Source organism: Streptomyces sp. NPDC002851 (assembly GCF_053591935.1).
On record NZ_JBSFUT010000002.1, the window covers coordinates 106,233 to 130,794 of the forward strand.

Below are 24,562 nucleotides of genomic sequence, written 5' to 3' on the forward strand. Positions count from 1 at the left end.
GCTTGATTGCTTCCGTGTGTGCTGCGACCCTCCGGGTGGGTAGGGAGAGAACCCCACCGTCCAGCCGCACCCGCACCCGCACCCCCACCCGCACCACGCACCTCGCACGGCCCCGGCAACCCCCCCCTGGGAGGTCCCCGTGTTCAGCAGCGAGTACGCAGACGTCAGCCCCGTAGACCAGCCCATCCACGACGCCGTCCTGGGCCACGCCCACACCCGCGGCGACACCCCCGCCCTCATCGACGGCCTCACCGGCACCACCCTCACGTACCGCCAACTGGACACCCAGCACCGCCGCCTCGCCGCCGCATTTACGGACGTGGGCGTCGCGAAGGGGGATGTGCTCGCGCTGCACAGTCCCAACACCCTCGCCTTCCCCACCGTCTTCTACGCCGCCACCCGTGCCGGCGCCGCTGTCACCACCGCCCACCCGCTGGCCACCGCCGAGGAGTTCGCGCAGCAGCTGCGGGACTCGGCGGCCCGCTGGATCGTCACCGTGTCGCCGCTGCTCGATACCGCCCGTCGTGCCGCCGAACTCGCGGGCGGCGTACGGGAGATATTCGTCTGCGACCGGGCAGACGGACACCGTTCGATACCGGACCTCGTGAGCGCCGCCACCGCCGCCGCGACCCCTGAGCCGGACCTTGCCCTCGACCCGGGCACGGACCTCGCCGCCCTGCCGTACTCCTCGGGCACCACCGGCATCCCCAAGGGCGTGATGCTCACCCACCGGTCGATCGCCACCAACCTCGCCCAGCTCTACCCGATGCTGCCGCTCGGCCCGGGCGAACGCATCCTCGCGGTGCTCCCCTTCTTCCACATCTACGGCCTCACCGCCCTGGTCAACGCCCCGCTGCGGAACGGCGCCACCGTCGTCGTGCTGCCCCGCTTCGACCTCGACGCGTTCCTCGGTGCCATCGAGAAGCACCGCATCACCGCCCTGTTCGTGGCCCCGCCCATCGTCCTGGCGCTCGCCAAGCACCCGGCCGTCGCCGAGTACGACCTGTCCTCGGTCCGCCGCGTGATCAGCTCCGCCGCCCCGCTCGACGCCCGGCTCGCCGAGGCCTGCGCGCGGCGGCTCGGGCTGCCCGCCGTCGTCCAGGGGTACGGGATGACCGAGCTGTCGCCCGTCTGCCACCTCGTACCGGACGACGCGCCGAACCCGCCGCCCGGCACCGTCGGCAAGCTCATCCCGGGCACCGAGATGCGCCTCGTGTCGCTGGACGACCCCGGCCGCGACGCCGCGCCCGGCGAGCGCGGCGAGATCGCCATCCGTGGGCCACAGGTCATGAAGGGTTACCTGGGGCGGCCCGACGCGACCGCCGAGATGATCGACGCGGACGGCTGGCTGTACACCGGCGACATCGGCCAAGTCGACGACGAGGGCTGGCTGTTCGTGGTCGACCGGGTCAAGGAGCTGATCAAGTACAAGGGGTATCAGGTCGCCCCGGCCGAGCTCGAAGCCCTGCTGCTGACCCACGACGGCATCGCCGACGCCGCCGTCATCGGCGTGTACGAGCCGGACGGCACCGAGATCCCCAAGGCGTACGTCGTCCCGCAGCCGGGCAGTTCCCTGAAGGCGGACGAGGTCATGGCGTACGTCGCCGAACGCGTCGCCCCGTACAAGAAGATCCGCCGCGTCGAGTTCATCGCGACCGTGCCGCGGGCGGCGAGCGGCAAGATCCTGCGCAGGCAGCTGCGCGACCGGCCGCAGCCCGCACCGGCCGAAACCACCGCCACCGACGCTGCCGCCGAAACCACCGCCACCGATCCTGCCGCCGCCACGGCCCCTGCTCCCGAAGGGAACCCCCACGCATGACCCAGCTCCAGATGACCGAGCACCGCGGCGTCACCACCCTCACCCTGGCCGCGCCCGAGAACCGCAACGCCCTGTCCGCGGGGCTCGTCGGAGCGCTCGCCGAGGCCCTCACGGACTGCGCCAAGGACCCGGACGTACGGGCGGTCGTCCTCACGCACACCGGGAGCACCTTCAGCGCGGGCGCGGACCTGAAGGAGCCGCCGAGCCCGTACACCTTCGTGGAGCTCCTTCGGCAGCTGGTCGAGCTGCCCAAGCCGGTCGTGGCCCGGGTCGCGGGCCATGCGCGGGCCGGTGGGCTCGGGCTGCTCGGCGCCTGCGACATCGCGCTGGCCTCGCGGGAGTCGGATTTCGCCTTTACAGAAGTACGGATCGGGGTTGCCCCCGCGGTGATCTCGCTCCCCCTGCTGCCCCGTATGGACCCGCGCGCGGCCGCCCGCTACTACCTCACCGGCGAGCGCTTCGACGCCCCGGCGGCGGCCGCGACCGGGCTGATCACCGAGGCCGCGGACGACGTGGACGCGGCCGTCGAGACGGTGCTCGACGCGCTGCGCAAGGCGGCTCCGCGGGGCCTGGCGGAGGCCAAGCGCCTGGTGACGGCTAAGGTCCTGCAAGCCTTCGACGAGCACGCGGAAGACCTGGTGCAGCGCTCGGCCTCGCTGTTCGCGTCCCCCGACGCCCGCGAAGGCATGACCGCATTCCTCGAACGACGGGATCCTGTGTGGGTGCTGTGACTTGGACGAACGATGGTGTCGGACGCGATGGCCGCGAGCCCAAACAGGACCGCAGCCGCGCCACCCGGCGACGGCTCCTGGAGGCCGCCGTCGCCTGTCTGGCCGAGCACGGCTGGTCGGGCTCCACGGTGACCGTCGTCGCCGAGCGGGCCGGGGTCTCGCGGGGTGCCGCACAGCACCACTTCCCGACCCGCGAGGACCTGTTCACGGCCGCGGTCGAGTACGTCGCCGAGGAGCGGTCGAGCGCGCTGCGGGCGGTCGCCGCGCAGAGCCGCAAGGCCGTCGTGGCGGCCCTGGTCGACCTCTACACGGGCCCGCTGTTCCGGGCCGCCCTGCACCTGTGGGTCGCCGCCTCCAACGAGGACCAGCTGCACGCGCGCGTGACCGAGCTCGAGGCCCGCGTCGGACGCGAGTCCCACCGCATCGCCGTCGAACTCCTCGGCGCGGACGAGTCCCGCCCCGGCGTCCGCGAGACCGTCCAGGGCCTCCTCGACATGGCCCGCGGCCTGGGCCTGGCCAACCTCCTCACGGACGACGGGGTGCGACGCCGCCGGGTGGTGGCCCAGTGGGCGGAGATCATCGACCAGGCGCTCGACTGAGGTGCTCGACCAGCGTCCTGGAGAGAACTCCCTCAGGGCGCCAACCGCTCCACCCGCCACACAGCCTCCGCCCCTTCCCCCGCCTCCCGCACATACCGCAACCGGTCATGCAGCCGATTCGACCGCCCCTGCCAGAACTCCACGCTCGACGGCACCACCCGGTACCCACCCCAGTGCGGCGGCACCGGCACCTGTGAACCCTCCGGATAGCGCGCCTCGAGCTCCGCGTACGCCCGGTCAAGGGCCTCGCGCGAGTCGAGTACCGACGACTGCGCGCTCGCCCACGCCCCGAGCTGCGAGCCGTGCGGCCGGGTGCGGAAGTACGCCGCCGTCTCGTCCCGCCCGGTGCGCACCGCCGTACCCGTGACGATTACCTGCCGGGCGATCGGGTGCCAGGGGAAGAGCAGCGCGACCGCCGGGTTCGCCTCGATCTCGCGGGCCTTGCGGGACGCGTAGTTGGTGTAGAAGACGAAGCCCCGTGCGTCGTACGCCTTGAGCAGGACCGTACGGGAGCTGGGGCGGCCCTCGGCGTCTGCGGTCGAGACGACCATCGCGTTCGGCTCGTAGAGCGTGCCCTGCTCCGCGGCCGTCGCCGCCGCGAACCAGCGGGCGAACTGCTCCATGGGGTCCTTGGCGAGGTCCTCGTCGCTGAGGCCCTCGGCCCGGTACGCCGCCCGCATGGCGGCGGGGTCGTGGGGATCGGCGGGCAGCGCGGCGCCCGGGGCGCCGTCGTCGGGGGAAGGGCCAGGGCCGGAAACGTCACCGGAAGCGTCAACGGAGTGATCGGTCACGCCGCCATCTTGCCGCACTTGGTGGACAGTTACCGCCCCTGTGTGGCACTGAGTGCCGCTGGGGCTCCCAAAAAATGGCACTAAGGGATATCGTCGCGAGACACCCGCTGCTGGCTGGATGACCTGACGTCGCACGGGGCATCACCGGGGTACCGGTCAGGACGCCGGACCCCAGGCACTGCCGGACCCGGCCGCGGTCCGTACAAACTTCGCAAGAAGGTCCGCAAGACGGTCCGTACCAACACTCCGCAAGACCAAGGCAATTGTCTGTCGCCCTACCTCATGAGGAGCCGCCTGATGTCCGACTTCGTACCCGGGCTCGAGGGAGTCGTCGCGTTCGAGACGGAGATCGCCGAACCCGACAAGGAAGGAGGCGCTCTCCGCTACCGCGGAGTGGACATCGAAGACCTGGTGGGCCACGTCTCCTTCGGGAACGTGTGGGGCCTCCTGGTCGACGGGTCCTTCAACCCCGGTCTGCCGCCCGCCGAGCCGTTCCCGATCCCGGTGCACTCCGGCGACATCCGGGTCGACGTCCAGTCCGCGCTCTCCATGCTGTCGCCGGTCTGGGGCCTCAAGCCGCTGCTCGACATCGACGCGGCGCAGGCCCGCGACGACCTGGCCCGTGCCGCCGTGATGGCGCTCTCCTTCGTGGCCCAGTCGGCCCGCGGGCGGGGCCTGCCGATGGTGCCGCAGCGCGAGATCGACAAGGCGTCCACGGTCGTCGAGCGGTTCATGCGCCGCTGGCGCGGCGAGCCCGACCCCAAGCACGTCAAGGCGGTCGACGCCTACTGGACCTCGGCGGCCGAGCACGGCATGAACGCCTCCACGTTCACCGCCCGGGTCATCGCCTCCACCGGCGCCGATGTGGCGGCGGCCCTGTCCGGCGCGGTCGGCGCGATGTCCGGGCCGCTGCACGGCGGCGCGCCCTCCCGCGTCCTCGGCATGATCGAGGAGATCGAGCGCACCGGCGACGCCACCGCCTACGTCAAACAGGCCCTCGACAAGGGCGAGCGCCTGATGGGCTTCGGCCACCGCGTCTATCGCGCCGAGGACCCCCGGGCGCGCGTGCTTCGCCGTACCGCCAAGGAGCTCGACGCCCCGCGCTTCGAGGTCGCCGAGGCCCTGGAGAAGGCCGCGCTCGACGAGCTGCACAACCGGCGCCCGGACCGGGTGCTCGCCACCAACGTCGAGTTCTGGGCGGCGATCGTCCTGGACTTCGCCGAGGTACCGGCGCACATGTTCACGTCGATGTTCACCTGCGCCCGCACCGCCGGGTGGAGCGCGCACATCCTGGAGCAGAAGCGCACGGGGCGCCTTGTGCGCCCGTCGGCCCGCTATGTGGGGCCGGGTCCGCGCGGCCCGCAGGAGGTCGAGGGATACGAGGAGAGCACGGTCGGCGCGGCCAGCGCCGCCTGAGACGCGAGTGCCCTCTGATCAAGCCCTGAGCCTCTGAACAAGCCCTGATAGCGCTGAACAAGCCTTGAGAACGAGCCTGAGACGCAGACGACCCGCGGGCCATGGTTTCTCCGGATGCGCAGCTCGTACGCGTACGGAGAAAGCCGGCCGGACGTACCGGCGGCCCGCGGGTCGGGTGACTGCAATGGGATTGGGCCGGCTGCGCGCATCGTTCGCGCGCTGGTCCGGCACCGCACATGGTGCGACGACGGGCCGCTAGCCCGCAGTCACCTCACGCGTCCGGTTTCCATACATCTGCCGAACCACCTCCCTTCTCGTGTGCCCCACACATTAGGAACCCCCGTCGGGCGGTACAACCGATTTTTCTTTCACCAAACCCTGTGTGGGCTGCGTCACGTTCCAGTTGAATGATCCTGGCGGTACATGCCGCCAGGCGTACTCGACCTGCAGGGGGTGGCCAGGTGAGTGCTTCCCGGCACACTGGAACGACGGATTCCACGAACCCCGAGGAGCCGGGCGGCGGCGGATTGCCAGGGGACGGCGGATCGTCGAGGGACGGCGGACTGCTCGCGGCGCTGCTCGACGGCATGGACGCCGCGCTCTGCGCGTTCGACGCCGACGGGGTGGTCACGCACTGGAACCGGGAGGCCGAGCGGGTCCTGGGCTGGCGGGCGTCGGACGCCGTGGGGCGGCGCGGCCTCGCGGGCTGGGCGGTGCGCACCGCCGACGCCGCGCAGGTCGAGGAGCGGCTGCTCGGCGCGATGCACGCGCCCGGCCGCCAGGTGCACGAGTTCGCGCTGCTCACCAAGGACGGCGGCCGCGTTCTCGTCCGTACGCAATCCGCCGCCGTACGCGGCCCGGAGGGCAAACCGGCGGGCGTGTACTGCGCGTTCAGCGAGGTGCACGCGCAGATAGACCTGGAGCGGTCCATCGCCCTGAGCGAGGCGCTCTTCGAGGACGCTTCCTGGGGCGTGATCCTGGTCGACGCCGATCTGCGGCCCGCCGTGGTGAACGCGCACGCGGCCCGTGCGCTCGGCGCCGGACGCGCCGCCCTGCTCGGCCGCCCGCTCGGCGAACTGCTCACCCAGGGCGCCGAGGAGCTGGAGGGCGCGTTCACCCACGTCCTCGCGGAGGGCGCACCGCCCGCCCCGGCCGAGCTGTGGGTGGCGGTGCGTACGGCGGACGGCACCGAGCAGCGGCGGTGCTGGCGCAGCGGCTTTCTGCGGCTCGCCTCGCCGCTCGCCGAGGAGCCGGTGCCGCTCGGCGTGGCCCTGCTGTTCCAGGACGTGACGGAGGCCAAGACCGCCGAGCAGGAGGCGGCGCAGCTCCGCTTCCGCGGCAACCAGCTGCACCGGGCGGCCCGGGCCGCGGCCGAGTGCGAGGACCCGATGGAGGCGGCGACGGTCCAACTCGACTTCGCCCTCGCGGGGTTCGCGGACCACGCCCTGCTCGACCTGGTCGACCCGACCGCCGCGGGGGCGGACCCGCCCCGCCTGGTGCGGGCGGCGGCCACCCCGGCCGGTTCCCCGGGCCCGGTGATCCCGGCGACGGACGGCTCGGGTCTGCCCCTGCGCTATACGGCCGGGCACCCGGCCCTGACCTGCGTGGAGCGGGCCGCGTCGGTACGGGCCAGCGCGGGCTCGGTGGCACCGACCCGTACCGACGCGACCGGCGCCTGGGCGGCGGCCCGCCTCTGGCCGGAGGACGCGGTTCACGCCCTGTGCACGGTCCTCCGCAGCCGAGGCCGCACCCTGGGCGTGGCCACCTTCCTGCGCACCGCGAGCCGCCCGTCCTTCGATCGCCCGGACACGACCTACGCGGAGAGCGTGGCCACGCGGGTGGCGGGGGTGGTGGATCTGGCGGGGTTGTTGTGGGAGGGGTAGGAACAGCCTGTCCGGCGTTTGCGGACGAGCGCTCCCGCCCGTCTCCCACCACCGCCCTCAACCGAGGCGCTACGCGCCACCCCCTGGTTTAGCGCGATACGGGGTCTGGGGCGGAGCCCCCACGCGGCGTTAGCCGCACATCGGCACAGTCGGGAAGGGGCGGGGTAGGGGAGCATCCGGCCGCAGGCGCTAAGCCCCGCCGCACCGGCCCTACCGCCGGTAGAAGATCCGCTCCCCGTACTCCGCGAACACCCGCCCGTTCCACTCGTGCCCGCCGTCCACGTTCCCCGACCGCAGCACGGGCGGCTCGATACCCCGCGCGGCCAGCTCCCCCGCGGTCGCCGCCATCAACGCCTGAAGCAACGCGTTCGTGACGACACTCGACGCGGGCCCGAACGGCGCCGCGACCCCCTCCGCCGTCAGCTCCGCGTCACCCACCCCGATCTTGCTGTCGAGCACGAGGTCGCAGTGGTCCTTCAGGAACGTCCCCGAGGCATGCCGCGACTTCGTCTCCGACGCGTACGCCACCGACGTCACACCGATCACCTTCAGGCCGAGCGCCCGAGCGTTGATGGCCATCTCGACCGGCAGCGCGTTCCGCCCGGACAGGGAGATGATCACCAGGACGTCGCCGGGACGCGCCGGGCTGGTGTCGAGGACCGCCGCCGCGAGTCCGTCGACCCGCTCCAGGGCGGAGCCGAGCGTGGCGGGCATGACGTCGACGCCGACGGTGCCGGGCACGGCGAGCAGGTTCATCAGGGCGAGGCCACCCGCGCGGTACACGATGTCCTGGGCGGAGAGCCCGGAGTGCCCGGCGCCGAAGGCGAAGAGCCGCCCCTCGGCCTCGACGGTGTCGGCGAGCATCCGGGCCGCGCGCACCAGCGCGGCGCCCTCCTCGTCGCGCACCCGCTCGAGCAGCCCGATCGCGGCATCGAAGTACGCCCCGGCGAGCCGGTCGGTCTGGTCCGTCCGGTCCGCCTGGTCCGCGTGCCCCGCCCGACCCGAGCCGTTGTCCGCACCCGGGCCCGAGCCCTGCGTACCGTGGTCGGTACCGTTCTCGCTTCTCGCGCTCGTGGAGCTCATCGCCGAGGGACCTTTCCCGGGAGCCGGAGAGGGGGGATGCTGCGTGCCGCGGATCACGTTGCGGTCTGGACCAGCACCCTGTCAATACGGCTTTCCGCCGCTGGTCCAAGGCATCCGTCCACCCCCCGATCCGGGCCGGAGAGCCGGAGGCGGCACGGTTGTCGGTGGGATGCGTCAGAATTGAAAGCCAGGGCCAGCGCAGGACGATCCAGATCCATCTGTCACAGCATGAGGGGCACGTATGTCCGGACTGATCGATACGACGGAGATGTATCTCCGCACCATCCTCGAGCTCGAAGAGGAAGGTGTGGTCCCCATGCGTGCCCGGATCGCCGAGCGGCTCGATCAGAGCGGCCCGACGGTCAGCCAGACCGTGGCGCGCATGGAGCGGGACGGACTGGTGTCCGTCGCCAGCGACCGTCACCTGGAGCTCACCGAGGAGGGCCGCCGCCTCGCCACCCGCGTGATGCGTAAGCACCGGCTCGCCGAGTGCCTGCTCGTCGACGTGATCGGCCTGGAGTGGGAGCAGGTGCACGCCGAGGCGTGCCGCTGGGAGCATGTGATGAGCGAGGCGGTCGAGCGCCGCGTCCTCGAACTGCTCCGGCACCCCACCGAGTCGCCGTACGGCAACCCGATCCCGGGCCTCGAGGAGCTCGGCGAGAAGGCCGAGGCCGACCCGTTCCTGGACGAGGGCCTGGTCAGCCTGGCCGAGCTGGACGCCGGGGACGAGGGCAAGACCGTGGTCGTACGCCGCATCGGCGAGCCCATCCAGACCGACGCGCAGCTGATGTACACGCTGCGCCGGGCCGGGGTGCAGCCGGGCGCGGTGGTGAGCGTGACGCAGTCCGCGGGCGGGGTGCTCGTGGGCAGCAGCGGCGAGGCCGCGGAGCTCGAGGGGGACATCGCCTCGCACGTCTTCGTCGCCAAGCGCTGACCGCACCGATCGCCCACCGGCTCGGCTTCCTCAATTACCCCATGTACGTCCGAACTTGGGCGTACGATGCCACGATCCCCCTGTATGGGGGAGAGGGGTGGGAGATGTGCCGGAGGATCCGGAGAACCCGGACGACGTGCCGCGGAACAAGAGAGGGCCCCGGCGCCCTGCGGCGCCGGGACCTGTCCTCCCCTGTGCTGACCCGGAGCCCCGAGCTCCCAGGGTCATCCCCTTCGGACCGTTTTCCCCGAGCGGCCCGCCTCCCGCTGAAGATCTCCCCTCGGCGGCGCCCGCCAATCCTTGAGGGCGGTCACTCGAACGAGGGGTGTTATCGGCGAAAACCGCATTTTCGAATGGGGGTTCGAGAGTGTGGTCGTACGTTGGGACGTACGGCATGACGCAGGGACCGGTGTGACGCCGGGAACCGCGTGACGCGGGGAACGCAGGGACGCAGGGAACTCAGGGAACACAGCGCGGGGCCGAGCCCCGGCCACCATGGCCCGTAGCAAGGGGGGTGCCAACCAATGGTGCGGCGCATCGATATCACCGGCGCGGCGGGCGTACGCCTGGCCGCCTGGGAGTTCGCCGACCCGCCCAAGACCGGCGAGGTCGAGAAGATGCCGGGCGTGCTGTTACTGCACGGCTTAATGGGCCGCGCCTCCCACTGGGCCGGAACCGCACGCTGGCTGGCCGAGCGGCACCGCGCCGTCGCCCTCGACCAGCGGGGCCACGGCCAGAGCGACAAGCCGCCCGGCGGCCCCTTCACGCGTGAGGCGTATGTGGACGACGCGGAGGCCGCCCTCGTCCAGCTCGGCCTCGCCCCCGCCGTCCTCATCGGCCACTCCATGGGCGCGCTGACCGCCTGGCAGCTCGCCGCCCGCCGCCCCGACCTCGTCCGGGGCCTGATCATCTGCGATATGCGCGCCTCCGCGCTCGGCGCCGCGTCCCAGCGCGAGTGGGCCGACTGGTTCAAGTCCTGGCCCGTCCCCTTCGCCACCCTCGCCGACGTACGCAAGTGGTTCGGCGCGGACGACCCCTGGGTGGAGCGCCCCAACCCGGCCCGCGGCGCCTTCTACGCCGAGGTCATGACCGAGTGCGAGGACGGCTGGCGCCCCGTCTTCCACCACGACCAGATGCTCCGCGCCCGCGAGACCTGGGTGTACGACGCGCACTGGGAAGAGCTGGCCCACGTCCGCTGCCCCGCCCTCGTCGTCCGCGGCCTCGACGGCGAACTCGGCCGCGCCGAGGCCCAGGAGATGGTCCGGGTGCTGCCCCGCGGCGCCTACGCGGAGGTCCCGGACGCGGGCCACCTCGTCCACTACGACCAGCCAGAGGGCTGGCGCACCGCGATCGAACCATTCCTGGACGGAGTCCTGACCGGCCCCTGACCGGCCCCTGAGCGGCCTCCGTACCGGCCTCCCCACTGGCCCCTGACCAGGCGGGTCAGGGCCTCACCCCCGGCTCACCGCCGCCAGGATCTCCGGCAGCCGTCCCGCCACCCGAGGCGCCGCGAGCCGCAGCCCGCCCAGGGTGACCGCCCAGCCGTACGCGATCCCGACCGGAAGGAGCAGCCACAACGAGCCCGTAGCGCCCGCCACATGGAGCCAGATCGTCAGCGCGAGCAGCGGCGCACAGAGCAGCGCGGCCGCCACCATGCCGCCGAAGATGGAGATCCAGGCGAGCCCCGCCTGCCCCGGCGCCACGTTCTTGTGACCCTCCTGCGGAATCGAGTACGGGAATCGGGCCGAGGACCACGCACCGGTCGCCAGCATCGCCCCGAGCAGCGCGAAGGACAGCCCGAGCACCTCCGCGAGGGCACCCCAGTCGCCGATCACGGCCGTCGTGAGGACGGCCACGAAGGTGGCGTACGGAACCGTCACGACCATCAACGCATAAGCCCGCGCGCGCAGTTCGACATACGCGTCACGCGGCGACGCGATGGTCATCGCGACCATCCAGAACGCCGAGGTGTCCTGCCCGAACTGGTTGTACATCAGAATGCCGAGCATCCCGGAGGCGAAGCACGCGAAATACACCGAGCCCGTGCCTTGCAGGGCGTTGAACAGCGGCACGATCAGCCCGATCGCGAGCGAAGTAACCCATGCCGCCTTGGTCTTGGGATCCCGCCAGATGTAGCGCAGGCTGCGCTCCATCACCGTGCCGGTGCGCCCGCTGGGCAGCAGGCGCGCGAGCCCGTGCGCCCGCGCCCGGTCCCGGGTCGGCTCCGCGGCCTGGAGCGTCGAACCGTCCGGCGCCGTCATCAGCCGACTCAGGCCCCGCTGCCAGTACGCGAGCAGGGCCACCAGGGCGGCGGCGGCCAGGGCGAGTTGGGCGAGCCCGGTGACGTACGCACCCCGACCCACCGAGTCCACGGCGCCGAGCGCGGACGCCGGCGGGAACCACCGCACCACCTCGGCCACCGGATCGAGCGGGGCGAGCCCGCCCGCGCGGCCGAGCCGCTGCGCCCCGAAGTTGATCACCTGCGCGCCCACGGCGATCACCAGACCGCTCAGCACCGCGAGATCACGGCCCTTGCGGCTGGTAAGGAGTCGGATATTGGCCGTCGCCACGGCCCGGGACAGGGCCACGCAGAGCAGCAGCGTGAGCACGACCGCGACCACACCCGTGACCGCGGCCGCCGCCCCGCGGGCCACCGCGATCACCGAGCCGAGCGCCAGGCAGAGCGTGAACAGCGGCCCGAACCCGACGAGCGAAGCCGTAAGCAGCGCCCGCACCAGTGGCCGCGGCCGCAGCGGCAGCATCACGAGCCGGGAGGCGTCGAGGGTCTCGTCGCCGCTGGGGAAGAACAGCGGCATCACCGCCCAGCCGAGCGCGAGAAGCCCGACGAGCAGCACCACCACAGAGGCGGCATGCGCATGGCCGCGCAGCGCGATGAGGCCGAGCAGCTGCCCGACGGCGAAGAGCAGCGTCAGAACGACCGAGGCGATATACGCGAACCGGCGGCCCGCGGACTGGCGCAGGCCATTGCGGAGGAGCGACAGCTTCAGGCGTACGAAGGTCCCGGTGAGCGAGCCCAGGGACGCCGCCGCGGCGGCGGGAGCGCTCATCGCGCGGCCCCCGACGCGCCCGAAGCCCCGGCCCCCGACGCGCCCGAAGCCCCGGCCTCCGACGTGTCCGAAGCCCCGGGCCCGCCGGAGCGGCTGCCGCCGTTGCCCAGCCAGTCCAGACGCTCCCCGGTGTCCCGGCCGCCCGCGCCGACCAGTTCGAGGAACGCGCTCTGCAGCGACGGCGCGTCCCCGCGCACCTCGTCGAGCGTTCCATGCGCCCGGATCCGCCCGGCGGCAAGCACCGCGACCCAGTCGCAGAGCGACTCGACCAGCTCCATCACATGCGAGGAGAAGACGACCGTGGCGCCGGAGCCGGTGTAACGCTCCAGGACGCCGCGGATCGTCTGCGCCGACACCGGGTCGACGCCCTCGAACGGCTCGTCCAGGAACAGCACTTCGGGGTTGTGAAGGAGCGCCGCCGCGAGCCCGATCTTCTTGCGCATGCCGGTCGAGTAGTCCACGACCAGTTTGTGCTGCGCCCCGGCCAGATCGAGTATGTCGAGCAGCTGCCCGGCCCGCTTGTCGACCTCGCCGCCGGGCAGCCCGCGCAACCTGCCGGTGTACGCGAGCAGTTCGCGCCCGGAGAGCCGCTCGAACAGCCGGAGTCCCTCCGGGAGTACGCCGATCCGGGCCTTGACCTCCGCCGGGTCGCGCCAGACGTCGTGGCCGACGACCTCCACCCTGCCGTGGTCGGGGCGGAGCAGTCCGGTGACCATGGACAGGGTGGTCGTCTTGCCGGCGCCGTTCGGCCCGACCAGGCCGATGAACTTGCCCGCGGGCAGGGCGAGATCGACCCCCGCGACCGCGACCTGCTCCCCGAACCTCTTCCAGAGCCCCTCGACCCGTACCGCTTCCGCTGGCATCGGCGCCGCCCGCCTTTCGTTCACCCCGTAACCCCGTATGGTCCCGGCCACGATACGGCCTGAACATAGGGGGCGTACGGCGGCAAACCATCGGAGGCGTGCGGCGGCGAAAGACGAGAAGAACCGCTACCGCCGCCGGTCCCGGCCGCACGCATACGCCAGTGAGCTGACCAGCTCCTCCGCGTCCGGGAGCCACCGGTTCGCGGGCGTGGGGCGGCGGGCCCACTGCACCGAGCCCTGCGAGCCGAAGCGGGTCGGCGGGGCCGCCACCCAGTCGCCCTCGCCGAGCGCCCGCAGGTCGAGCGAGGCCGGGACCCACCCCAACTTCCGTACGAGATCGGGCACCTTGACCGCGGCGCCGGGAAGGACGAAGAACTGCATCCGGCGGTTCGGTGTGAGCGTGACCGGGCCGAGCGTCAGGTTCATCCGCTCCATCCGGGCGAGCGCGAGGAAGCCCGCGGTCTCGGGTACGTCGAGCGCGTCGAACGTGCGGCCGGTGGGCAGCAGGATCGACGCCCGCGGTTGTTTGCTCCACATCCGGCGGGCCACGGTGGCGCTGCCGGTCGACTGGGTCGCCCAGTCCTCGCGGGCCGGGTGCGCGCCGGGCAGGACGCACTCCCTGTCGTTGCAGGAGCAGCGCTCCACACCGCTCGCGTCGTCGTGGGCCTCCAGCCAGGTGCCGGGGAACACGTCCCAATGGCGTTCCTCGGCATACCGCACGGCGGTGTCGAGCAGCCTGTCTCCGCGCTGCTTGGGGATCTGCGCTCCGGTGACTCCGATGGTCTCTTCCACGCAGAGCTCAACTTCGGCCCTCACCCAGGGTTACGGGGACGGCAATGCGCCCTTCCCGCGCATTACACCTGCACGCGGGGCGCATGGGTGCATGGGCGGGGGCGCGCATGCGGATTGACGACCGGGGTGGGGTAGCCAGGTAGGTGGAGCCGGCGACCGCGCTGGCAGGCCGCTCGCCGACACGCCTCCACGACCGTCTCGCGTACAGCACTACGGCAGTACTGAAGTACGGGGTGCAATCGGCAACTCCCGGGCAGGGGAGGGGAGTTCCCGCATGCCCGATCATGTCTGCTATATCCCGCATTTTCGTATTCGCTGCTGGGCAGTGATCAGCAGGGATGCTCTTCACCGGCGCACACAGGGGGTACGCCATGGCCGCACGGCCACTCGTCGCACGGCAGCCGAACGAACGGTTGCAGGCGCTCATCCAGGAAGCCGGCTGTTCCAACGCGGGCCTGGCCCGCCGCGTGAACATGTGCGGCGCCGAGCACGGGCTCGATCTGCGCTACGACAAGACGTCCGTCGCCCGCTGGCTGCGCGGACAGCAGCCGCGCGGCCGGGCACCAGCCATCATCGCGGAGGCCCTCGGCCGCAAGCTGGGCCGTACGGTCACCATCGACGAGATCGGCATGGCCAACGGCAAGAATCTCGCCTCGGGCGTCGGCCTCCAGTTCTCGCCCACCGTGCTCGGCGCCATCGAGCAGGTCTGCGAGCTGTGGCGCAGCGACGTGGGGCGGCGGGACTTCCTCTCCGGCTCCACGGTCGCCGCGTCCGCGCTCGTCGAGCCGAGCCGCGACTGGCTGATCACGGCCATGGACAGCCAGGTGGCCCGGACGGCGGGGCAGCGGGTGGGCCTGGCCGATGTGGCGGCGGTACGCGGGATGACCGACGCGCTGGTGCAGCTCGACCACCAGTTCGGCAGCGGGCACGTCCGACCGGTCGTGGTGCACTACCTCAACTCCGTGGTCTCCGGGCTGCTCGGCGGCTCGTACCGGGAGTCCGTGGGGCGCGAACTGTTCGCCGCGGTCGCGCGGTTGACGGAGCTCGCGGGGTACATGGCGGTCGACACCGGCCAGCCCGGGCTCGCGCAGCGCTACTACATCCAGGCCCTGCGGCTCGCCCAGGCCGCCGGGGACCGCGGATACGGCGGCTACGTCCTGGCCGCGTCGATGAGCCACCTCGCCGCGCAGCTCGGCAACCCCCGGGAGATCGCGCAACTGGCGAAGGCCGCGCAGGAGGGTGCGCGCGGGCGGGTCACGCCACGGGCCGAGTCGATGTTCTACGCCGCCGAGGCCCGCGGTCACGCACTGCTCGGGGACGCCCGGGCCACCCAGGAGACCGCGTCGCGGGCGCGGGCCGCGATGGACCGCGCGGACGCCGCGGCCGACGACGACCCGGTGTGGATCCGCCACTTCGACGCGGCGTACCTGGCCGACGAACTGGCCCACTGCCACCGCGACCTGGGCCAGGCGGAGGCGGCGGCACGGGCCGCACAGGAGTCCCTCGACGGCCACCCGGAGAGCCGCGCCAGGCGCCGGGCGATCGGCCTCGTGCTGCTCGCCACGGCACAGGTGCAGCAGCGCGAGCTTGAGCAGGCGTGCCACACCGGCACGCGCGCGGTGGAACTCCTCGGCACGGTGCGCTCCAACCGCGGGGCGGAGTACCTGGAGGACTTCCAGGGCCGCCTTGAGCCGTTCCGGGACGAGCGGGCGGTACGGGAGTTCGGGGCGCGGTTGGAGGTGCGGGCGGCGTGAGCCGGTGTCCGTGAGTCGAGACACGGCGGCGGGCCGGACACGACAGCTATGCACCGCCACACACCGCCACGCACCCCCTATGTCCCCTTAACTGTCGTTCTGTACGGCCGTGATCGAGGCGCAGAGTGCCGGAAAGTAAAGGGGAGCATGAGGCGCTGAGATGCTGCGTAGCACCTCTCCTGGGGGACCCGGTAGCGTGAGCCGACGATTCCGTAGGTCCCCCATTCGTAGGAGTCCCGGTGACGCAGAGCGGACAGGGCGAGGAGCCACAGCTCCCCGCGGCGCGGCCCGCCCACGAGGGCGTCGTGCTGCCCGCCGACGGCGGCGACCCCTTGATGCCGGGCACCTACGGTACGGACGGCACGGTACCGGCGGGCGGCTCACCTTGGGGCACGCCCTGGGGACCCCAGACCGCTCCGGGCGCGGAACAGCCCCCGCAGCCCGCGCCCGGGGGCTACGCCCAGGGCGAGGCGTGGGGGCAGGGGGCCGAGGGTTCGGCGCCTGCGTATCCGCAGCAGCAGCCGGAGACGCCGCCGTACGCGCAGGGGCAGCAGCAGCCCGGGACCCCGCCGTACGCGCAGTCGCAGCAGCCTGAGATGCCTGCGTATCCGCAGGCGCAGCAGCCTGAGTCGGCCCCGTACCCGCCGCAGCAGCAGCCGGAGACTCCGCCGTACGCGCAGGCACCGCAGCAGCAACCGGAGGCGACGCCGTTCCCGGGCCCGTACGCGCAGCAGCCGGAGTCTGCCCCGTACCAGCAGCAGCCGGATTCGGCTCAGCTCCCGCCCGCCGGGGGTGCCCCCTCGTACCTGCCCGAGCCGCAGCAGCGGCAGGAGTCCGCGCCGCTGCCCCCGCAGCAGCACGAGTACCAGCAGAACCAGCAGCACCAGCCCGCCCCGCTGCCCCCGCAGCAGCCGGGCGGAGCCCCGCTGCCGCCCGTCGCCCCGCCCGTCGCAGCGGCGGCGGACCACGGCCCCAACGGCGCCGGTCCGCTACCTCCCGAGGGCGCGGACGCCGAGGCGACCCAGTACATGCCCCCCGTACCGCCCCAGCATCCGCAGCATCCGCAGCACGCGCAGAACCCGGAGAGCGCGCACAGCCGACACCCGGGCGCGCTTCCGCCGGAGGCGCCCGCCGAGGCCACCCAGTTCCTGGGTCGTCTGCCCGGGCAGGCGCCGCAGGCGTCCACGGGTGCCGGTTCGCCGGACTCCGAGGCCACGCAGCACATCCCGCCGGTCCCGGCCCCGCCGCCCGGTGCCCCGTACGGCATACGCCCGGGTGCGCCCGGGGACCGGCAGCCGCCCGCCGAGTTCGACAGCCTCTTCCGCAGCGAGCCCGGGGACAGCGGACCCTCCTCCACCCAGCAGATGCCGCGGTTCGAGGAGCCGCCCCGGCAGCAGTACGCGCCGCAGGACGCGGGGTACGACGACGACCGCCGTAGCAGCAAGAAGGTGCTGTTCGCCGCGGCCGGCGCGGCCATCGTCGTCATCGGCATCACGGCCGGAGCGCTGATCGGCCTCAGCGGCGGCGAGGACAAGAAGGGCGGCGACGAGACGCAGAGCGTGTCCGATTCGGCCCCGGCGTCCGAGTCGGCCTCGCCGACCGCGGATCCGGCCAAGGAGCAGGCGATCGCCCTGGACAAGGTGCTCGGGGACAGCAACAACAGCCGTCAGTCGGTGATCAACGCGGTCAAGAACATCGAGGCGTGCAAGAACCTCGGCCAGGCCGCCGCGGATCTGCGGGACGCCGCCAAGCAGCGCAACGGCCTGGTGGACCGGCTCTCCCGGCTCTCCGTGGACCAGCTGCCGAACAGCGACCGCCTCACGGCCTCCCTGACCAAGGCCTGGAAGTCGTCCGCCTCGGCCGACAACCACTTCGCGGCCTGGGCCGACCAGGTCGGAGGCAAGAAGGGCTGCCCGAAGGGCAAGGCCCGCAACACCCCCCAGCGCGCCGCCGCGATCGCGGCGAGTGGCTCGGCCACGACGGCGAAGCAGGAGGCGGCCCGCCTCTGGAACGCGATCGCCGAGAAGTACTCCCTGACCAAGCACACGCCGATCCAGCTGTAGGGGACTGCGCCCCCTTCGCCCCTGGACCAGGGGGTGGCGCGTAGCGCCTCGGTTGAGGGTGGTGGTGGGAGACGGGTGGGCGGGCTCGTCCTCGAACGCCGGACGGGCTATTGACCACGCCCCGCCAACTACGCCCCGCGTTCCAGCGTCCGTGACACGTCCACCGCGCTCTTGCGGGCAGCGACAAGGCGGCCGTCGCGTACGACCTGGAACGTCACGTTCGCGTTCACGAGGCGGGGGAAGTCGCGGACGGCGAGGGTGTCCTCGAAGCGCCAGCTCAGCTTGGGCGTGAGCCCACCGGTGTCGACCCGGAGCCCGTCGTCGAGCGCGTGCGTCACCGTACGGGCGCTGACCTCGCCGTCGCCGAGGTGCTCGACGATCTGCTTGAAGACCGTGTACGCGATCCACGTGGTCTGCACCCCGGCGTCCGCCGGGTCGATCCGGCTGTCGCCGAAGGCGTGCTCGCGGATCACCTTCCGCATCGGGTCCCAGCGGGCGTCGTCCGCGACCGGGTACCAGCCGGTGACATACGCGCCTTCGTACGGGCCCGACTTGCCGCCGGAGCGGTCCACGGAGGTCTGGTCGACGCTGCCGAGCACCGACGCGGTCCGTACCTGCTGGAAGTCCTCGCGGACCCGCCGGAACGAGTCGAAGAACGTGTCCGTGCGGTCCCCCATCGACACCGTCACACAGCCCTTACGGGCCTTTTCCGCCGCCCCCGCGCGGCCGAGCGCGGTCACCGTCGAGAGGTCGGCACCGACTGCGGACAGTGCGCTCTCGGCCTGGGTCGTGAAGTCACCGGCGTCCTCGGCCGCCCGGATGTCCTCGGCAGGCCGCCGGTGTCCCGACGTGAGGCCCGCGTTGAGCAGGTCGGGCAGATGGTCCCCGGCGAGCGTGTCCGGGCGTACGAGCGCGACCCGGTCGCACACGCGGGACAGCTGCTCGCCGTTGCCCGCAAGGAGCGCGGGCAGGCCGCCGTTCACGGGGAACGACAGCGGACTGAGGAACTCCGTCTCAGTGAGGCCGTAGCCGCCGATGTAGGGGATGCCGGCCGCTTCGAGCGGCGACATGAAGGCCTGGCCGTGCTGGCTGTAGGAGCCGAGGACGGCGACGACGTTCTCCTTGACCGCGCGCCGGGCGCACCGCGCGGCGGCCACCGAGTCGTTCTGCTCGTTGCAGGTGAGTACGCGCAGCTGCCGGCCGCGGATGCCGCCGTTGGCGTTCACCCAGCGCGCGTACGCCTGGGCCATGGCGGGCATGCCCGGCTTGTTCGTCGCGCGGGTGTCCTGCGGGGACCAGGTCATGACGGTCACGGGATCCTTGGAATCCCCGAACGTCCCCGGGATCACCCCACAGCCGACCGCCACGGCCGCGCACATCGCCAAGGCGGTCGCGGCGAGCGCGACGGTCTTGAGCGGACGGGGGCGTGGAGCCTTGGTACGTCGTCGCCGGGCGGTCATGTGCCGCTACGATCCAGGGCCGCGTCTAACCCTTGAGTTCACTTCGGGGAACAGCTGGTGACATACAGGTGAATTGCGGGGGGCGACAGTGCGGGCGAAGTGGGGAACGTACGATCGACAACCGTGCAAAGCTCGGAGAAGTCTTCCCGCCGTGGCCGCCGCTCCCCCACCATGGGCGGCATGCCTCTGAACGACATGCCGTGGTGGCGCTGGCGCAGCAACGTGCGCTCGGCCCTGCACATGCTCTCCGACCCGGACTTCCAGCGGGGCGTCTGGCTGGCGGGCGTCGGCGGGTACGGAGACGTCACGGACGCCGTGTACCGCCTGGTCGAGGACACCTGGCTGGACAACTGGTCCGCCGAGAAGTACGTCGGCACGATCTTCCGCGACTCCCAGGAGGCCTCCCTCGTCGACGTGGCCGTGCTCCGGGTGCTCCGGATCATGCACGAGGTCGGCCCGGACGCGCCGGTCTCCGCGTATCTGGACCACCCGGGCTGGCCCGAGGCGGTGCGCGCGGCCCGCGACGCCCACGTCCGGCTCGCCACGAGTGACGGTGAGGACCCGGACGCGGGGCCCCACACGCTCGAGGTGCTGCGGATCATGACCCGGTCCTGAGAGACCCGGGGGTATGGGATCCTGCAAGGCATGACTCATCAGCCCGCGCCCGTCCCCGACCAGTACGTCCTCACCCTGTCCTGCCCGGACAAGCAGGGCATCGTGCACGCGGTGTCCAGCTACCTCTTCATGACCGGATGCAACATCGAGGACAGCCAGCAGTTCGGGGACCACGACACCGGGCTCTTCTTCATGCGGGTGCATTTCTCCGCCGAGTCGCCGGTCACGGTCGAGAAGCTGCGCGCGAGCTTCGCCGCCATCGGTGACGCCTTCGGGATGGAGTGGGCGATCCACCGTGCCGACGAGCGGATGCGCGTGATCCTGATGGTCAGCAAGTTCGGGCACTGCCTGAACGACCTGCTGTTCCGGGCCCGGATCGGCGCGCTGCCGGTGGAGATCGCGGCGGTGGTCTCCAACCACACGGACTTCGAGGAGCTCGTCGCCTCGTACGGCATTCCGTTCCACCACATCCCGGTCACCAAGGACAACAAGCCGCAGGCCGAGGCGCAGCTCCTGGAGCTCGAGGCGGCCGAGAACGTGGAGCTGGTGGTCCTGGCCCGCTATATGCAGGTGCTCTCGGACGACCTCTGCAAGGCGCTGAGCGGCCGGATCATCAACATCCACCACTCCTTCCTGCCGAGCTTCAAGGGCGCCAAGCCGTACCACCAGGCGCACGCGCGCGGCGTGAAGCTGATCGGCGCGACCGCGCACTATGTGACGGCGGACCTCGACGAGGGCCCGATCATCGAGCAGGAGGTCGAGCGGGTCGGCCATGACGTCACCCCGCAGGGCCTTGTCGCGGTCGGCCGCGATGTGGAGTGCCAGGTCCTGGCGCGCGCGGTGAAGTGGCACAGCGAGCGCCGGGTGCTCCTGAACGGGCGCCGGACCGTGGTGTTCGCCTAACGGGTCCGTGCCGTCGGCTCGGGCACCGACTGTGTCGATATGCGGCTGACGCCGCGTGAGGGGGCTGCGCCCCCAGACCCCGGCCATCGGCCATCGGCCTGCGGCCTCGTCGCAAACGCCTGACCGGCGCCGGACGGGCGCCGGATGGCCTTGATCAACCCCTACATCCGGCTGAGCGCTGCCGTAGCAGCCAGAACGTCCCTGATCGCCTCCCGGTCTCCGTTCTGACCCGCGGCCGCGTCATCCGGCGGTATATGCCCGGAGGCGATACGGCAGAACTCCACGCCGTCGAGGGCGATATGGGCCACCTCGTGGTCCGCGGAGCCGACCGCGCCCGGCGAGTCGAGGGAGATGAACCACTCCCCGCCGCCGTGCCCCTCGACCTCCAGGCGCAGGCTCCGCCCGGGCGACCCGGCCGCGACGAGCCGGCGTGGCGGGTGTGCGAGCCCCGAACGGCGGCGCTCGGCCAGGGCACCGGGCAGGAGCCGGGCCGCGAGGTCGATCATGCCGTGCAGGTGTCTCGGCGCGGGCGGTCCGTACGGATAGTCCACCGCCTCCGCGATGTCGCCCGCGTGCACCCAGCAGCCGAAGGCCCGGTCGAGCAGCGAGTCACGCAGGGGCAGCGAGAAGTCGCCGTACGGTACGGAGAGTTCGGCCGAGCTGCGCCCCGCGAACGACACCGTCCGCACGATGGTGTGCCCCTGCTGGCGCCAGGGAAGCCGGATCGCGCGTGTCGGTGGCCGGTCCGAGGCCGACCAGTACGCCTCGGTGCGGGCCGCGGGGCAGCCGCCCGCCGCGCGGACCGCTGCCGGGTCGGCCGTGGCGGCGAGCGGGTCGTCCAGGCCCAGGGTGAGCGCGACCAGGCCGTCCACGCTGAGTAGGTGGGCGATCACCCCGGCGACGGTGGTTCTGCGGGACATGGCCTCGTCGCGGTCGTACCACTTGAGGCGCACCGGGGCGTGCCACTCGCCGTCGCCGATGTCCTGGAGCAGCGCGTCGAGCCGCGCGGTCTCGGCGTCGTACGGCGCGGCCCAGTCCGGTACCGGTATCCGCGCCGGGCGCCGCCCGAGGCAACCGGCGAGCACCCGGGAGCGGAGCCCGGGGTCGAGGTCGAGGCTCTCCTCGGGGTGCAGTAGTCCGACGGCGTCGCGCAGCCGCAGCGCCTCCTCGGCACAGGCGCCGCAGGTGCCGAGGTGCAGCTCCACGGCGGCGGCCTCTTCGGCGGAGCAGGCGGCCAACGCCCAGGCGCCGAGCAGGGACTTGAGGACGTTGTGCTCGAGGGCCAGTGGCTGTGGGGCCGGCTCCGCGGCGGCGGCGAGCTCGGCCGCGGAGAGGTGCGGCAGCGGGCGCCCGGTGTCCTCCACCGAGGACCGCGGCGGCGGTATCAGCGGATCCCGACGCGGCCCGTCACCGGAACCGCCACCCTGGGACCCGGATCCCGAACCGGAACCCGAACCGGAACCTGATCCGGAACCTGGCCCGGAGCCGGATCCGCCCGCGGGCCCGCCCGGGGAGCCGGGCCCGGACCCGTCCGCGGACCCAGGACCTCCCCCGGGCCGCTCGTGGGCGTCGTCGAACTCGAATCGGTCGGCGTTCACAGAGCTCTCCCGTAGCCCGGCGGTGGGCCTGGCGCGGGCCGCTGTTCGTTGGCCGTGGAGAGCAACTGGAGGCCGAGCCGGAGGCGGCGGCGCGCCTCGTCCTCGGTGATGCTCAGGTCGGCGGCGGCCTGCCGGTAGTCACGGCGCTGGAAGTAGGCGAGTTCGAGCGCGGCGCGCAGCGGGGCGGGCATGGACGTCACGATGTAGTCGGCGCGGGCGGCGGCGGAGGCGCGGCGCACCTTGCGCTCCAGCTCCTCCGAGGTCCCGGCGCCGCCGCGGTCGGCGAGCGCCGCGGTCTCGGTCTGCCGGAGCCGCTGCACGGCCTGCCGGTGGGTGAGTCCGGCCACCCAGGAGCGCAGCGAGCCCTGTTTCGGGTCGTACGCCTCGGGGTTCTCCCAGACGTGGGCGAACACGTCGCGCGTGACGCGGTCGGCGGCCTCGTCGTCCCCGAGTACGCGGTGGGCGAGGCTGTGCACGAGCGAGGCGAAGCGGTCGTACAACTCCCCGAGCGCGGCGGCCTCTCCGTGCGCGAGGCGCTGCTGCATTCTGCGGTCCCAGCGAGGTGGTGCGTCCTTCGCCATGAGGCCCCCTCCTGCCTGCTCTGACCCTGCTCTGACCTTGCTCTGCCCTTGCTCCGACGGCGTGCCGTGCGCGCCCTGGCTGCCTGCCCTGAACTTGACCCTCCATCGAATGTAAGGGGAGTCACCCGCAACGCACTTCTGTTTGCGTCTCTTTACAGCTACAAGGGGTCTGTGGAGGCTGCGGATGGTAGCGAATCCGTCACGTTCCGCGGAGAATTCGGGTCTGGAACCGGATCCAGCGGTGTGCGAATCTGAGCGACCTGGATCGAATCGGCGCATACGTGATAAGGGTTCGGGATGCGCTGAGTTGGCTTCCGCGCGTTCTCCGGGGTTTCACGAGGGCGTTTCACCAGAGTGCAGTGGGGCAGCCGCGAATGAAGGAAGCGAAGGAACGCCTTCCGGATCTGGCCGAATATGGCTAAATGCGGCCAAAGCTGTCCCGTGTCCGTACCGGCGGATGTTTGTACGGATGTCCGTACCGGCGTACCGGCCGAAGACCGAAGAGAGGTGGCGTGGCGAGTGGCGCTCCAAGTGACCGAGGGCGAACAGGGCGGCTGGGCCGTCATCCGGATCTCCGGCGAGATGGACCTGGTGACATCGCCGATACTGCGCCAGCGCGTGCACGACGCGGTCGCGGACGGCCGCCGCAGCCTGGTCCTGGACCTCTCCGAGGTGCTGTTCTGTGATTCCTCCGGCGTCGGCGTGCTCATCGCGACCCGCCGCCTGATCCGCTCCTGCCGTGGCCGGCTGCGCCTGATCCTGCCCGCGCAGGGCGCCGAGGACGGCTCGCACGTCAACCGGGTCCTCGCGGCCCTCGGTGTCCGCCGCCTCTTCGAGGTGTACCCGGACACGGCTGCGGCGGTGGATGACGGGGCGTCCCCGCTTTCCGCCTGAGCAGGCGCCGCCTGGCCCTGGCCGCAGCTGAGAACGCCCCGGTGAGGCGCTTACGCCTCCGGGTCCGGCGTAGTGAAGTACGCCGCGAACGCCGTAAGGATCTCTTCCTCCGAGATCCGCCCGTCCCCGTTGCCGTCGAGCGCACCGGCCGTGGCGCGGGCCAGCTCCGGCTCGACCCCGAACACCCGAAGGACCCGCTCCGCCGCCTCCGGCGTGGCCGAACCCTGGCCGTCACCGTCCGCGACGCCGAGTACCGCCCGCAGGAACGGGCGCGCGATCTCGGCGAACCGCTTCGGGTTGTCCCGCAGCCGCTTCACCGCACCGGTGACGAACTCCTCGCGCGTCACCCGCTGATCCCCGTCCACATCGGCGATCCCGGCCATGCCCTGCCAGAACGCCTCGGCCCCCGCGAACAGCGTCTGTCCCTTGTCGCACCGCGCCGTTACGCCGAACTCGGCAAGGACGGCCTTGGCTGCCGCGCTGAAGTCCTCGCGGTCGATGTAGCCATTGCGGTCCTGGTCGAAGCTCTGGAAGCGAGCGGCGATCTTGCGCTCGTACTGTGCGCTGTCCATCTGTCGGCCTCACTGATCAAGTGGGGATGCGTACGGTCACGAGGGAGCGTACGTCCCTGCGTGCCCCGGAACCACGTCAGCGCCCCGCTCCCGTCACCTTGTATCAAGACCGAAGAAATCTCGCGACAATCTCGACATCGGGG

General features: G+C 72.1%; 21 protein-coding genes. 12 read left to right on the forward strand and 9 right to left on the reverse strand.

The genetic code is table 11. From position 1 onward, the window contains the following. Nucleotides 1-139: 139 nt before the first annotated feature. From ACWD10_RS02345 to ACWD10_RS02355, 3 genes are read left to right on the forward strand one after another with little or no spacing between them, the layout of a single operon-like run. Nucleotides 140-1,819, forward strand: coding sequence for a 4-coumarate--CoA ligase family protein (locus ACWD10_RS02345; protein ID WP_451086089.1), 1,680 nt, complete (start codon nucleotides 140-142; stop codon nucleotides 1,817-1,819). Further along, a complete protein-coding gene (locus ACWD10_RS02350; RefSeq protein WP_451086091.1) occupies nucleotides 1,816-2,550 on the forward strand; it encodes an enoyl-CoA hydratase family protein in 735 nt (244 codons plus the stop codon). The genes ACWD10_RS02345 and ACWD10_RS02350 overlap by 4 nt, the downstream gene beginning before the upstream one ends. Further along, a complete protein-coding gene (locus ACWD10_RS02355; protein WP_451086093.1) occupies nucleotides 2,538-3,149 on the forward strand; it encodes a TetR/AcrR family transcriptional regulator in 612 nt (203 codons plus the stop codon). Before ACWD10_RS02350 ends, ACWD10_RS02355 begins: the two co-directional genes overlap by 13 nt. Before the next feature lie 32 nt (nucleotides 3,150-3,181). Here ACWD10_RS02355 and pdxH read toward each other — a convergent pair whose 3' ends face one another. Beyond that, entirely contained in the window at nucleotides 3,182-3,829 is a 648-nt protein-coding gene (gene pdxH / locus ACWD10_RS02360; RefSeq protein ID WP_451086521.1) for a pyridoxamine 5'-phosphate oxidase, read from the reverse strand. Nucleotides 3,830-4,237: 408 nt separating this feature from the next. Between pdxH and ACWD10_RS02365 the strand changes: the two genes are divergently transcribed. Then, nucleotides 4,238-5,356: a citrate synthase 2 gene (locus tag ACWD10_RS02365; protein ID WP_451086095.1), complete on the forward strand. Its 1,119-nt coding sequence runs from the start codon at nucleotides 4,238-4,240 to the stop codon at nucleotides 5,354-5,356. A 461-nt stretch (nucleotides 5,357-5,817) separates the two neighbouring features. Continuing rightward, entirely contained in the window at nucleotides 5,818-7,239 is a 1,422-nt protein-coding gene (locus ACWD10_RS02370; RefSeq protein ID WP_451086097.1) for a PAS domain-containing protein, read from the forward strand. A 210-nt stretch (nucleotides 7,240-7,449) separates the two neighbouring features. Here the strand turns inward: ACWD10_RS02370 and ACWD10_RS02375 are convergent, their stop codons facing one another. Continuing rightward, nucleotides 7,450-8,322: an SIS domain-containing protein gene (locus tag ACWD10_RS02375; RefSeq protein WP_451086099.1), complete on the reverse strand. Its 873-nt coding sequence runs from the start codon at nucleotides 8,320-8,322 to the stop codon at nucleotides 7,450-7,452. A 241-nt stretch (nucleotides 8,323-8,563) separates the two neighbouring features. Between ACWD10_RS02375 and ACWD10_RS02380 the strand changes: the two genes are divergently transcribed. Together ACWD10_RS02380 and ACWD10_RS02385 are read left to right on the forward strand one after the other, a co-directional pair. After that, a complete protein-coding gene (locus ACWD10_RS02380) occupies nucleotides 8,564-9,256 on the forward strand; it encodes a metal-dependent transcriptional regulator (RefSeq protein WP_451086101.1) in 693 nt (230 codons plus the stop codon). A gap of 524 nt (nucleotides 9,257-9,780) precedes the next feature. Further along, on the forward strand, nucleotides 9,781-10,644 hold the full coding sequence (locus ACWD10_RS02385) for an alpha/beta fold hydrolase (RefSeq protein ID WP_451086102.1): 864 nt from the start codon (nucleotides 9,781-9,783) through the stop codon (nucleotides 10,642-10,644). 63 nt (nucleotides 10,645-10,707) lie between these two features. Here ACWD10_RS02385 and ACWD10_RS02390 read toward each other — a convergent pair whose 3' ends face one another. From ACWD10_RS02390 to ACWD10_RS02400, 3 genes are all read right to left on the reverse strand, one after another. Continuing rightward, nucleotides 10,708-12,324 carry a transporter gene (locus tag ACWD10_RS02390; RefSeq protein WP_451086104.1) on the reverse strand — a complete coding sequence of 539 codons (1,617 nt, stop codon included), beginning with the start codon at nucleotides 12,322-12,324 and terminating at the stop codon, nucleotides 10,708-10,710. After that, nucleotides 12,321-13,187 (reverse strand): ABC transporter ATP-binding protein, encoded by an 867-nt coding sequence (locus ACWD10_RS02395; protein ID WP_451086106.1) that lies wholly within the window; start codon nucleotides 13,185-13,187, stop codon nucleotides 12,321-12,323. The genes ACWD10_RS02390 and ACWD10_RS02395 overlap by 4 nt, the downstream gene beginning before the upstream one ends. A gap of 126 nt (nucleotides 13,188-13,313) precedes the next feature. Continuing rightward, nucleotides 13,314-13,979, reverse strand: coding sequence for a bifunctional DNA primase/polymerase (locus ACWD10_RS02400; protein WP_451086108.1), 666 nt, complete (start codon nucleotides 13,977-13,979; stop codon nucleotides 13,314-13,316). A 371-nt stretch (nucleotides 13,980-14,350) separates the two neighbouring features. Between ACWD10_RS02400 and ACWD10_RS02405 the strand changes: the two genes are divergently transcribed. Continuing rightward, nucleotides 14,351-15,733: a transcriptional regulator gene (locus ACWD10_RS02405; protein WP_451086110.1), complete on the forward strand. Its 1,383-nt coding sequence runs from the start codon at nucleotides 14,351-14,353 to the stop codon at nucleotides 15,731-15,733. Nucleotides 15,734-15,972: 239 nt separating this feature from the next. Continuing rightward, complete coding sequence (locus tag ACWD10_RS02410) at nucleotides 15,973-17,796, forward strand: hypothetical protein (protein WP_451086112.1); 1,824 nt, start codon at nucleotides 15,973-15,975, stop codon at nucleotides 17,794-17,796. 128 nt (nucleotides 17,797-17,924) lie between these two features. Here the strand turns inward: ACWD10_RS02410 and ACWD10_RS02415 are convergent, their stop codons facing one another. Next, nucleotides 17,925-19,256 carry an ABC transporter substrate-binding protein gene (locus tag ACWD10_RS02415; RefSeq protein ID WP_451086114.1) on the reverse strand — a complete coding sequence of 444 codons (1,332 nt, stop codon included), beginning with the start codon at nucleotides 19,254-19,256 and terminating at the stop codon, nucleotides 17,925-17,927. 171 nt (nucleotides 19,257-19,427) lie between these two features. On the opposite strand from ACWD10_RS02415, the gene ACWD10_RS02420 reads away from it, so the two are divergent. Together ACWD10_RS02420 and purU are read left to right on the forward strand one after the other, a co-directional pair. Beyond that, nucleotides 19,428-19,871: an SCO4402 family protein gene (locus ACWD10_RS02420; RefSeq protein ID WP_451086523.1), complete on the forward strand. Its 444-nt coding sequence runs from the start codon at nucleotides 19,428-19,430 to the stop codon at nucleotides 19,869-19,871. 30 nt (nucleotides 19,872-19,901) lie between these two features. Next, entirely contained in the window at nucleotides 19,902-20,774 is an 873-nt protein-coding gene (purU, locus tag ACWD10_RS02425) for a formyltetrahydrofolate deformylase (RefSeq protein ID WP_451086116.1), read from the forward strand. Between the two features lie 161 nt (nucleotides 20,775-20,935). On the opposite strand, the gene ACWD10_RS02430 is transcribed toward purU, so the two are convergent. Together ACWD10_RS02430 and ACWD10_RS02435 are read right to left on the reverse strand one after the other, a co-directional pair. Next, on the reverse strand, nucleotides 20,936-22,372 hold the full coding sequence (locus ACWD10_RS02430) for a zf-HC2 domain-containing protein (protein WP_451086117.1): 1,437 nt from the start codon (nucleotides 22,370-22,372) through the stop codon (nucleotides 20,936-20,938). Further along, complete coding sequence (locus ACWD10_RS02435) at nucleotides 22,369-22,953, reverse strand: sigma-70 family RNA polymerase sigma factor (RefSeq protein WP_451086119.1); 585 nt, start codon at nucleotides 22,951-22,953, stop codon at nucleotides 22,369-22,371. Before ACWD10_RS02435 ends, ACWD10_RS02430 begins: the two co-directional genes overlap by 4 nt. A 519-nt stretch (nucleotides 22,954-23,472) precedes the next feature. On the opposite strand from ACWD10_RS02435, the gene ACWD10_RS02440 reads away from it, so the two are divergent. After that, nucleotides 23,473-23,847 (forward strand): STAS domain-containing protein, encoded by a 375-nt coding sequence (locus ACWD10_RS02440; protein ID WP_451086121.1) that lies wholly within the window; start codon nucleotides 23,473-23,475, stop codon nucleotides 23,845-23,847. A gap of 50 nt (nucleotides 23,848-23,897) precedes the next feature. Here the strand turns inward: ACWD10_RS02440 and ACWD10_RS02445 are convergent, their stop codons facing one another. Beyond that, nucleotides 23,898-24,419 (reverse strand): EF-hand domain-containing protein, encoded by a 522-nt coding sequence (locus ACWD10_RS02445; protein ID WP_451086123.1) that lies wholly within the window; start codon nucleotides 24,417-24,419, stop codon nucleotides 23,898-23,900. Nucleotides 24,420-24,562 lie beyond the last annotated feature (143 nt).